12 protein-coding genes are annotated in these 10,268 nt (G+C 71.6%); 3 read left to right on the top strand and 9 right to left on the bottom strand.

Features of this window, described 5'->3' with window-relative positions:
- Positions 1-178: 178 nt before the first annotated feature.
- Together ACESM1_RS27340 and ACESM1_RS27335 are read right to left on the bottom strand one after the other, a co-directional pair.
- Positions 179-1,267, bottom strand: a complete 1,089-nt coding sequence (locus ACESM1_RS27340; protein ID WP_372624393.1) for a site-specific DNA-methyltransferase — start codon at positions 1,265-1,267, stop codon at positions 179-181.
- Positions 1,268-1,328: 61 nt separating this feature from the next.
- Complete coding sequence (locus ACESM1_RS27335) at positions 1,329-1,952, bottom strand: ribonuclease HII (RefSeq protein ID WP_372624392.1); 624 nt, start codon at positions 1,950-1,952, stop codon at positions 1,329-1,331.
- 221 nt (positions 1,953-2,173) lie between these two features.
- Here ACESM1_RS27335 and ACESM1_RS27330 point away from each other — a divergent pair, with 221 nt between their 5' ends.
- Entirely contained in the window at positions 2,174-2,647 is a 474-nt protein-coding gene (locus ACESM1_RS27330; protein ID WP_372624391.1) for a cupin domain-containing protein, read from the top strand.
- A 4-nt stretch (positions 2,648-2,651) separates the two neighbouring features.
- Here ACESM1_RS27330 and ACESM1_RS27325 read toward each other — a convergent pair whose 3' ends face one another.
- From ACESM1_RS27325 to ACESM1_RS27310, 4 genes are read right to left on the bottom strand one after another with little or no spacing between them, the layout of a single operon-like run.
- Positions 2,652-3,017: a hypothetical protein gene (locus ACESM1_RS27325; protein ID WP_372624390.1), complete on the bottom strand. Its 366-nt coding sequence runs from the start codon at positions 3,015-3,017 to the stop codon at positions 2,652-2,654.
- A gap of 45 nt (positions 3,018-3,062) precedes the next feature.
- On the bottom strand, positions 3,063-3,836 hold the full coding sequence (locus tag ACESM1_RS27320; RefSeq protein WP_372624389.1) for a class I SAM-dependent methyltransferase: 774 nt from the start codon (positions 3,834-3,836) through the stop codon (positions 3,063-3,065).
- Entirely contained in the window at positions 3,833-4,411 is a 579-nt protein-coding gene (locus tag ACESM1_RS27315) for a TIGR04282 family arsenosugar biosynthesis glycosyltransferase (protein WP_372624388.1), read from the bottom strand. The genes ACESM1_RS27320 and ACESM1_RS27315 overlap by 4 nt, the downstream gene beginning before the upstream one ends.
- On the bottom strand, positions 4,408-5,187 hold the full coding sequence (locus ACESM1_RS27310; RefSeq protein ID WP_372624387.1) for a TIGR04283 family arsenosugar biosynthesis glycosyltransferase: 780 nt from the start codon (positions 5,185-5,187) through the stop codon (positions 4,408-4,410). The genes ACESM1_RS27315 and ACESM1_RS27310 overlap by 4 nt, the downstream gene beginning before the upstream one ends.
- On the opposite strand from ACESM1_RS27310, the gene ACESM1_RS27305 reads away from it, so the two are divergent.
- Positions 5,186-6,295, top strand: coding sequence for a PA0069 family radical SAM protein (locus ACESM1_RS27305; RefSeq protein WP_372624386.1), 1,110 nt, complete (start codon positions 5,186-5,188; stop codon positions 6,293-6,295). The two genes, ACESM1_RS27310 and ACESM1_RS27305, sit on opposite strands and share 2 nt — an antisense overlap.
- 79 nt (positions 6,296-6,374) lie before the next feature.
- Positions 6,375-6,833, top strand: coding sequence for a hypothetical protein (locus ACESM1_RS27300; protein ID WP_372624385.1), 459 nt, complete (start codon positions 6,375-6,377; stop codon positions 6,831-6,833).
- Between the two features lie 15 nt (positions 6,834-6,848).
- Here the strand turns inward: ACESM1_RS27300 and moaB are convergent, their stop codons facing one another.
- The 3 genes from moaB to ACESM1_RS27285 all read right to left on the bottom strand — a co-directional run bounded on the left by moaB (position 6,849) and on the right by ACESM1_RS27285 (position 10,224).
- The gene (gene moaB, locus ACESM1_RS27295) at positions 6,849-7,388 is read right to left on the bottom strand and encodes a molybdenum cofactor biosynthesis protein B (protein ID WP_372624384.1); all 540 of its coding nucleotides are present in this window, start codon (positions 7,386-7,388) and stop codon (positions 6,849-6,851) included.
- A gap of 69 nt (positions 7,389-7,457) precedes the next feature.
- Positions 7,458-9,284 carry a transglycosylase SLT domain-containing protein gene (locus ACESM1_RS27290; protein ID WP_372624383.1) on the bottom strand — a complete coding sequence of 609 codons (1,827 nt, stop codon included), beginning with the start codon at positions 9,282-9,284 and terminating at the stop codon, positions 7,458-7,460.
- Positions 9,285-9,411: 127 nt separating this feature from the next.
- Entirely contained in the window at positions 9,412-10,224 is an 813-nt protein-coding gene (locus ACESM1_RS27285; protein ID WP_372624382.1) for a uracil-DNA glycosylase, read from the bottom strand.
- Positions 10,225-10,268 lie beyond the last annotated feature (44 nt).

The raw sequence follows: 10,268 nt of genomic DNA, 5'->3' as shown, positions 1-10,268 counted from the left end.
CAATCGCCTCCGCCAACGCCTTCCTCTACGCCGCCTCCGTCAACCTGCTGCTCCGACGCCTCGCTCGTTCCACATGAGTTCAGAGTCAGGCACTTAGTGTCGAGCACGACCCGCAGCCGGCCGCTCTCCGGCCGGCCGCTTCATGCCTCCAGGCTGCCGCCTCCGGCCACCGGACAGCTCAGCTACCCTGCCCCACGACTTCCTGCCGCAGCTCGTCCAGCAGCCTGAGCCGCCCGTCGCGCGCCTCCAGGAACCAGAAGGTCCAGCCATTGCAGGCGGGCGCGGCCTGCACCTCCGCCCCCACCTTGTGGATCGAGCCCACGGCGCCGCCGCAGCGCAGCGTGCCGTCGGCGCCGACCAGCGCCTTCCAGCGCCGGTGCCGGTCCGTCAGCGTGCTGCCGGCCGGCACCAGCCCGCGCTCCACCAGCGATCCGAAGGCGATGCGCGGCTGCTCCCGCTTGCCGGGCAGCGCCAGTGCGACGCCCTCCGCCAGCGGTTCCACGGCGGCGATCCGCGCGCGCGCCGCCTCCGCATAGGCCTCCTCGCGCTCGATCCCGATGAAGCGCCGGCCGAGCCGCCTGGCCACCGCCGCAGTCGTGCCGGTGCCGAGGAAAGGGTCCAGCACCACCTCGCCTGGCTGCGTGCAGGCCAGGATGACGCGGTGCAGCAGCGCCTCGGGCTTCTGGGTCGGGTGGAGTTTCGCGCCGTCCTCACCCCGCAGCCGCTCGGCGCCGGTGCAGAGCGGGATGAACCAGTCGCTGCGCATCTGCAGCTCGTCGTTCAGCGCCTTCATGGCCTGGTAGTTGAAGCGGTAGCGGCTTTCCGGGCCGCGTGCCGCCCAGATCAACGTCTCATGCGCGTTGGTGAAGCGGCGCCCGCGGAAATTCGGCATCGGGTTGGCCTTGCGCCAGATCACGTCGTTGAGGATCCAGAAGCCGAGGTCCTGCACCGCCGTGCCGAGGCGGAAGACGTTGTGGTAGCTGCCGATCACCCACAGCGTGCCGTCCTTGCGCAGGATCCGGCGGCATTCCGTCAGCCATTCGCGGGTGAAGGCGTCGTAGGTGGCGAAATCCGCAAAGCGGTCCCACGCGTCGTCCACCGCGTCCACCACCGAATCGTCAGGCCGGCGCAGCTCCCCCCTCAGTTGCAGGTTGTAGGGCGGGTCCGCGAAGACGGCGTGCACCGAGGCCGGCGGCAGGCGCCGCAGCGTCTCGATGCAGTCGCCGACCAGCACCTCGTCCAGCGGCAGGTCGAGACCTGTCCCCATCGCTTCGCGATCACACCCCCTGCGACTCGGCGGTCAACATGGCGTCCGCGCCGAAGCCGCGTCAACCGAAGGCGAGGCTCGCCTGGTCCACCGGCGCGAATCCGCGGCGGTGATGCGGCGTCGGGCCGAGCCGAGCGAGCGCCGCGCGATGCGCCGCGGTGGCATAGCCCTGATGCGCCGCGAAGCCGTAGCCGGGCCACCGGGGATCGAGCCGCGCCATCGCGCGGTCGCGCGTAACCTTCGCCAGGATCGAGGCCGCGGCGATCGAGAGGCAGAGCGCATCGCCGCCGATCACGCAGCGCACCGGGCAGGGCAGCTTCGGCGGCTGGTTGCCGTCCACCAGGGCAACATCGGGTGCCCCGGGCAGCCGCGCCAGCGCACGCACCATGGCAAGCTGCGAGGCGCGGAGAATGTTCAGCCGCCCGATCTCGGTCACGCTCGCCGCACCGAGGCCGAACTCCACGAAGCCCCTGCGCCCGGCGGCGACCAGCGCAGCGAAGGCCAGCTCACGCCGGACCGGGGTGAGTTTCTTGCTGTCGTCGAGCAGCACCGCCAGCCCGGCCGGCGGCGGCGCCCGGAACACCACCGCCGCGGCCAGCACCGGCCCGGCCAGCGGACCGCGCCCGGCCTCGTCAAGGCCGGCTACGCGGCCGCCATGCTCCGATTCGAAGCGGAAATCCGGCATTCCGCCGCTGTAGCCCAGCGGCTTGCCGCCGTCGCCTGCCGCGCCACGTCGCGACGGCTTTCGGGCGGGAATCGAACGTCCAGGCCGGCTGGCCAAGCTGCGCTTCCGCGGTGGAGACCGTCATGGCGTCGGCCGCCGCCATCCCGCCGGCCGGGAGGGTGCGGCAACCGGGCGGGCGGAGGACGCGTTCGGCGCCTGTAACCCAGTGCAGGGAGAGCGGCATGAACGCGCAGAAACTGGCCCTCGCGGCCGAGGGCGTGCCCGCCGTGCCGTTCCGGATTCCCGGCTCGACCGGCGAGTTCCGCATCCAGCTTCTGAACCAGGATTCGGCGGCGGGCGTGGTAACCTCGATCATCCACATCCCCGCCGGTGGCCGCATCCCGGCGCACAGGCACAGCGCGGGGTCCGAGATGCATTACGTCCTGGAAGGCGACCTGATCGAGGCCGGCGAGGCGCTCGGGCCCGGCGCCTTCCTCACCCATGCCGCCGGCCAACTGCATGGTCCGCATGAGAGCCGCCAGGGTGCGAAGGTGCTGACGGTGCAGTCCTGGCAGTCGCAGCATGGCGACTACGACTTCGAACCCGCCGAGCAGGCAGGCGCCGACCCAGGCGGGGAAATGCACCAGGTGGACCAGCGCGCCCAGGAACAGGCCCGCCGCAAGGAAGGCGAGCCCGGCGCGCGCGGCTATTCCTGAACCTTCACCCCACCCGCCGCTCGGCATGGCGCAAGGCGGCGCAGAGGCGCGAGAAGGCATACCAGAACGGCCCGTGCCCGGCCGCACCCTGTCCCGGCGCGAGCTCCGTTCCGCGCGGTTCGGCCCGGCGCAGCATCGGCAGCCGCGCCTCGAAACGCCCGCGCATGTTCTCGAGAAAGGCGCCCGTCGCCGCCATGTACTGTTCGAGCATCTCCGCCGCGATCTCGATCTCGGCAAGGCCGTGGCCGTCGGCGCTCAGGGTCTTCAGGCGGCGGCTGTCGGCGGCCAGTGCGAGATGCAGCTTGTGCAACTCCGCCAGGTGCCGCGCGATCGCCAGCCTTGCCTCGCGCGCGTCGTCGCTGTCGTTCATGGATGCCTCCGGGCGCAGCTTCGCGCGGCAGTGCTTGCGAAGCGCTTAAGGCCGGCGCCCCCAGATCGCGAAGACCCGGTGCGGCACGCGCAGCGGCTCCTCCGGGAAGCGGGCGTCGAGCAGCGCAGCAAGCTCGGCATCGAAGCGCGCGACTCCCTCCGGATCCATCGCGCCGCCCACTCCGGCCGAGGCCCGGATCCGCCCGCGCCAGGCAGCCCGCGGATACACCGCCTCGTGGTCGAAGCCGGCGAAGCCGAGCGCGTCGAAACCGCCGAGCGCCAGGTCGGTCGCCCAGGCCGGATAGATCCCGGTGCTGCGCCCCATGCGCCAGCGCGGGTTGTGCGCCTCGATCAGGAACTCCGTCGCATGCGCGACATTGCCGGGCAGGGTGAGCCAGTCGTAGTGGCAGATCAGCAGCGCACCGCCGGGCCGCAGCACGCGCCGCGCCTCCGCCGCTGCCAGGCCGCGGTCGAACCAGTGCCAGCATTGCGCGGCGACGACGAGGTCGAATCCAGTCGGCTTCAGGCCAGTGCGCTCGGCCAGGCCTTCGACGAAGCGCAGGCGCTCGGCGAGCCCCTCCTCGGCTGCGAGGCGGCGTGCGGCCTCGATCTGGCCGCGCGCCGGATCGAGGCCGGTCACCTCTGCGCCGCGCACCGCCAGCGCGCGAGCCACCGTCCCGGTCCCGGTGCCGAGGTCCAGCACGCGCATCCCCGGCGCGAACAGACCTTCGCGCTCGATCAGCTCGTAGAACCGGGCCGGGAAGCCCTGGCGGTGCTTCGCGTAATCCGCGCTGGTGGCGGACCAGTCAGGGCTTGTCATGCTGCTCCCCACCGCACCGCGCGCAGATCCGCGGCGGTATCCACGTCGCGCAGCCGGCGCAGCAGGGCGACGCGACGTCCGTGGAAATTGGCGAGCGTATCGGCCAGCGCGTGCCGGGTGGACCAACGCACCGCGCCAAAGGGGCGCCTTGGACGCCGCGGGCCCAGCCCGACCAGCCAATAGCCACCATCCTCGGCCGGGCCGAAGACCGCGTCCGCCCGCCCGAGCGCGCGGAATGCGGCCGCGATGTCCTCGCGCGCCAGTCCCGGGATGTCGCTGCCCACCAGGACAACGCGCCGCAGCGGCCGCATCGCCCGCTCCATGCGCATCCCGAGGTCTCCGCCCCCCTGTCCGATCCGCGGCAATCGCCGGGGCCAAGCCGCCCGCGCCCCTGGCGGCGTCGTCGCCAGGATGGTGCGCCAGCGTCCATCACCCGCGACGGCCGCAAGGGTCGCGGCAAGTTGCGCACGATAGAAGCGCAGCGCCCCCATCGCACCGATGCCGCGCGCCAGGCGCCGCTTGACCGCACCAAGCCGCGGCGCGCGCGCAAAGACGATGACCGTGTCGCCCCTCATGTACCCCTTCGTGCGTACATCCTGGCGATGATGCGCGGCGGCACGCCGAGGAACCAGAGCCCGAGGCAGAGAAGATTGCGCGATGAGCGCCGAAGATACCCCTCTCGCCGCCACCGCGCCGCGCTGGTCACCGCCGCGACCGGGAGAGCACCAAGCCGTGCCCGACCGAGACGGCGGACCAGATCCACATCCTCCATCAGCGGCAACGGCCGGATGCCGCCGATCCGCTCCAGCAGATCGCGATGGATCAGCAGTCCCTGGTCGCCATAGGGCAGCGCGAAGAGGCGGCATCGCCAAGCCACGGCCCGTTCCAGCCGTCTGGCGGCAGGAGAGCGGTCGTCCAGCGCGAAGCGAAAATACCAGGCGCGCCGGATTGCGGTCGCATCCGCCATGACCCGGCACACCGCCGCCTCCCACCCGGTTGCGAGCCGGGTATCGGCATGCAGCAGCAGCAGCCAGGGACCGCGAGCTGCCGCCAGGCCGGCCGCGAGCTGAAGGCCGCGGCCGCGGGGCGCCCGAACCACGAAGGCGCCGCGCGCTTCGGCCAGCGCCGCCGTGTCATCGCTGCTGCCGCCGTCCACAAGGATGATCTCCGCCGGCCCGTACAAGAGTGCGGCGAACACACCGGGGAGTGTGGCGGCGGCATTCAGTGCCGGGATGACGACGGACAGGCCCGGAATCGTGTCGCCCTCTTTTCGCATTTTGTTCTTGACGCCCTCCGCGCCCCTCGCCAGTGTCACCCGTGAACAAACCGGGGATGACAGAGGAGCGACCATGCCAGACGGAGGAGCCTCTTCCATCCCCTCCCTGGGCCGCAAGGGGCGGGGTGCGGTGACGAACCCGCCGGTGCGCTACGAAACCACTCGCACCGAGATGTGGGACGATGGCTGGGGCACGCTCGCCGCCGAATTCGCCGAACTGCCGCCGCTGCCGACCGAGCTGATCCGGGAGAAGGCGAAGTCCGCGCTGACCTTCAACGAGAGCCCGGATCTCGGCTTCGACCGCTCGCTCAATCCGTATCGCGGCTGCGAGCATGGCTGCATCTACTGCTATGCCCGGCCCGCCCATGCCTATGTCGGGATGTCGCCCGGCCTAGATTTCGAGACCCGGCTGATGTTCAAGCCTGATCTGCCCGAGTTGCTGGAGAAGGAGCTGTCGAAGCCGGGCTACGAGGCGCGGCCAGTGGCGCTCGGCGCCAACACCGATCCCTACCAGCCCGTGGAGCGCACCCTCGGCATCACCCGCCGCGTATTGGAGGTGCTGGAGCGCTTCGGCCACCCGGTCACCATCGTCACCAAATCCGCCGGCGTGCTGCGCGACCTCGACATCCTGAGCAGGATGGCAGCGCGGAACCTGGTGCATGTCTGCCTGTCGGTTACCACGCTCGACCTGAAGCTCGCGCGCGTGATGGAGCCGAGGGCCGCCTCGCCATTGAAGCGGCTGGAGGCGGTGTCGGTGCTGGCGCGGGCCGGTATCCCGACCGGCGTGCTCGCCGCGCCGATGATTCCGGGGCTGAACGACGCCGAGCTCGAGCGCATCCTGGAGATGTCGGTGCGCGCCGGTGCGACGCGAGCGGGCTACGTGCTGCTGCGCCTGCCGCTCGAGATCCGCGGCATGTTCGAGGCCTGGCTTGCTGAACATCACCCGGAGCGCGCCTCCCGCGTGCTGTCCCTGGTGCGGGAGACGCGCGGCGGGCAGCTCTACGACAGCCGCTTCGGCCGGCGCCAGACCGGCACCGGGCCTTACGCCGAGCTGCTCGCCCAACGCTTCCGCCTGGCGCTGCGCCGCTTCGGCATCGACGGCCGTGGGGGCATGAGCCGCGGCCTGGACTGCAGCCAGTTCCGCCCGCCGGAAACCGTCCCGCGGCAGCTCGCGCTTCTCTGATCCCGCGCGCGACGACGCGGAAACCGCAGGCGCTGCATCGGGCGTTTCCCTGCCGAAGGCAAAGCGGAGGAGACAGGCCATGACCACCCGGACGATCGCCGGATTGTTCGACACCCGAGCCGAGGCGGAGCGCGCCGCCGAGGATCTGCGCCGCGAGCTTGCGCTCGGCACCGGCCAGGTCCGCATCCACGCCCCCGAGCACCATGAGGAGGGGCTCCTCGACTGGCTGGCGCGCATCTGGCGCCCCGAGGCGGATTTCATGCCGCCAGAGGATCGCGACCTGCTGGCCGAGGCCATCCGCCACGGGGGCTGCGTCGTCTCGCTCGAACTGCCGGACGTGCAGACAGGGAAGGCGATGGACATCATGGAGCGCCACCATCCGGTGGACCTCGATGCCCACGAAGCGCAGTCCGGGCGTGCGGCGGCCCGGCCCGATCTCTCGGCAACGGAACAACACCCTGCCAGGCGCGACCCTGTCGGCAGCCGCCCGCGGGTGCGCAGCTATCTGCGCGGCGCCGGCGGGCCGACGAGGAGCTAATTCCCCGCGGCGGCATCACGCCGCCCGCAGGTGCTCCTGTAGCCGCGGCATGAGTTCGACCAGGTTGCAGGGCCGGTGCCGGCTGTCGAGTTGCCAGACCAGGATGTCGTCCCAGGCGTCCTTGCAGGCACCGGTGCTGCCCGGTAGCGCGAACAGGTAGGTGCCGCCGGCCACGCCGCCGATCGCGCGCGACTGAATCGTGGAGGTGCCGATCTTCTGGTAGCTCAGCATCCGGAACAACTCGCCAAAGCCGCCGATCTCCTTCTCCAGCACGCGGGCGAAGGCTTCCGGCGTCACGTCGCGGCCGGTGATGCCGGTGCCGCCGGTGGTGATCACGCAGTCCACCTCGGGGTCGGCGAGCCAGCGGCGCAGGATGCCCTCGATCATCGGCGCCTCGTCCTTGCAGATCTCGCGGGCGGCGAGCCGATGGCCGGAGGCGACGATACGCGCGGCGAGCGTCTCCCCGCTGCGATCGCTGGCCAGGTCGCGGGTGTCGGAAACGGTAAGCACCGCGATGTTCACGGGCAGGAAGGTGCGGCTCTCATCAATCGGCATGGCGGGGTCTCCTGCCGACGAAGATAGGAGCCGCGGCGGCGCGGGCCAATGACGGCCCGGGGCGACCGGTCAGCGCGGCAGCCGGACCATGGCGGCCACTTCGGTCGACTCCGGCAGCTTGGGGAACTGGCCGGCGGTCAGCGCGTCGAGGCTCGGCGCCGGCAGGCCCAACCTGGCCGCATAGATCCAGGAGTAGGCGAGCACCCGCTGCACGAAGACGCGGGTCTCCCCGACCGGGATGCTTTCGATGAACAGGAAGGGGTCGGCCCGGTGCCGGATCGTCGGCAACCAACGCGAAAGGTTGCCCGGCCCATTGTTGTAGGCCGCGAGCAGCCGGATCAGATCGCTGTCCACCTGGTCGTGGCGCGCCAGGTAAAGAATGTACCGCTGCCCGATTTCGAGCGAGAAGGCAGGGTCGTGCAGCCGCCGGACGCCGGCACCGCGGAGCGATGCGTCGCCGGTCACGTAGCTGGCGGTCGCGGGCATGATCTGCATCAGCCCACGTGCCCCGGCCGGCGAGATGGCGCGCGGGTCGAAATTCGATTCCTGCCGCGCCAAGGCGTAGATCAATGCCGGGTCGGTGCGGAAGCCGTTCTGCGGCCGCAGTTCCGGCAGCGGGAACCGCGCGAAGTCTCGCGGCCGGCCGTCCGCGCTCTGCTGCAGCGAGGCGAGCTGAGCAGCTAGCTCGGTCAGGCCAGCCTGGGCGGCAACCGCGAGCATCGCACGCATCACGCCGGGATTGCCCTGCACCCTGGGCCACAGGGCACGCAACTCGGCCTCGGCGCGATCACGCTGGCCGATCTGCAGCAGCGCCAGAGCCCGCCACCCGGCGGCGGTCTCGGCCACCGCCGACGCCTCGCTCTCGCCGGCAAGCTCACGTTCCCAGGCGAAGCCCATCGGCAGGCCGAGCGAACGCCGCGCCACGAGGCCGTAAAAGGTCCGCGGCTCCTGCGCGGCCTGCAGCAGCCAGGGCGTGTAGAGTTGCGGCCGGCGGGCGCGTACCGCGGCACGCGCCGTCCAGAAGGCAGCCGCAGAGCGCATGGCCGGGGAGATGATCTCCGCCCGCGCCGCCTGCTCGAAGTAGCTCAGCGCCTGCTCCGGACGGTCGAGTCCCCAGGCCGCCAGGCCGGCGACGAAGGCCGGGAAGCCGGTGCCGCCCGAACGCGCAGCGGCTTCTGCCGCGACGCGCAGGGCGTCCTCATCACGGCCCTGCTGGAACATCACCTGGCCGACATCGGCGCGCAGCAGGGCGGCGTAGGCTGGACTTGCTCGCGACCGGTCGATCGCCGCGATCGCACCAGCGAGGTTCCCGTCCCGCGCGCGGTCGCGCACGGTGCGGTCGAGTGCAGCGTTCCGGACAACCGACCGGGCGGGCGGATCGCGCTCTTCCGGGACGACATCGGTGCCATCGTCGAGCGCATCCTGCACCGGCGCCGGCGGAAGCATCACACCCTGCGGCGCACGACGCACCAGAAGGGCATGTATGGCCGCCGCGTCCGGGTGGTCGGCATAGGCGCCAAGCCAGGCAACCAGCTCGGCGGCGGGTGGTTGCTCGCGCTGGCGGAGCCAACGATCGGCCAGGACATGTCCAATCAGGCGCCGATCATCCAGCCGTTCGGCCTCGCGCGCGGCGGCCGCCGTTTCGCCTCGGGACTGGAGGTCAAAGACACGGCGAAGCCGCGCCGCATCCGACGGCGCGAGGGGTTGCGGGAACCCGGCGATCCCACCCTGCAAAGAGGGTCGGGGAACGCTCATGGCGGTCTGGTCGGCCCGTTGCCCGAAGGCGGGGACCTGAGCCCCCACCGACATCGTCACCCCCACGAGGACCACCAGCGCCAATCGGCGGAAGGTGTGAACCGGGCGGGGGCGCCGGGCCATGGGGCAGATCGCTCGCATGGCCCGTTTCCCCTACAGTCCGTTAACGGGCCGAGGCAACCCCGCGGAAACGAGAAAAGCTCATTAATTTAGACACAACATGACGGTTCATGGAGTTGCGCCGGATTGTTAACGTGCCTTTCTTCGGTCATCCCGGCGTGATCGCCCCGTCCAGGGTTCGCCGCAGCAGAACGAGGTCGGCCCAGGCATCACGTTTGGCGGCCGGACTCCGCAGCAGATAGGCGGGGTGCAGGGTGGCCAGGGCCGGCAGGCTGACGCCTTCGCCCTCCACCCGGTGCCAGCGCCCGCGCAACCGGGTGATCCCCTCCTTCGCGCGCAAGAGCGTCTTGGCCGAGACACCGCCGAGCAGCACCAGATGCCGCGGCCGCACCAGGGCGATGTGGCGCAGCACGAAAGGCAGGAAGAGCGTCACCTCCGCGTCGGTGGGCGAGCGGTTGCCCGGCGGGCGCCAGGGCAGGATGTTGGTGAGATAGAAGTCGCGGCTTCGCTCCAGCCCGATGCTGGCGAACATGCGGTCCAGGAACTGGCCGGAGGCACCCACGAAGGGGCGGCCGAGCCGGTCCTCGTCGGCACCCGGCGCCTCGCCGATCATCATCAGGCCCGCCTCGGGATTCCCGTCGGCGAAGACCAGGTTCGTCGCGGTATCGCGCAGCGGGCTGTCGGCGGCGGCGATGGCGGCCTTCAGCGCGGCGAGGTCGCCAGCGCCGGCGGCAAGCCTGGCCGCGGCGGCCGGCGCGGCGGGCACCGGCAGCGCCACGGGGGGTGGCGCCAGGGAGGGGCGGAGCGCGGGCGCGGGCAGTGCGACGGCAGCCGCTGTCGGCGCGGCGAACCGGTCCACCGGCGCGACCTCCAGCGCCTCGTCGGCGCCCCACTCGACCTGCAGCCTGAGCGCGGCGAGCAGCGCTTCGCGCTCCGCGCGCGGGGCCTCATTGCGTTCCATGGGCCTGATATCGGCGCCCCGCAGGGTTCCGCGCAATGCCCTGC

The sequence above is a fragment of the Falsiroseomonas sp. genome (assembly GCF_041690465.1).
Lineage (GTDB): Bacteria > Pseudomonadota > Alphaproteobacteria > Acetobacterales > Acetobacteraceae > Falsiroseomonas.
The sequence above is the reverse complement of the archived record's forward strand: the minus strand, read 5'-3'. Positions and strand labels throughout refer to the sequence as shown.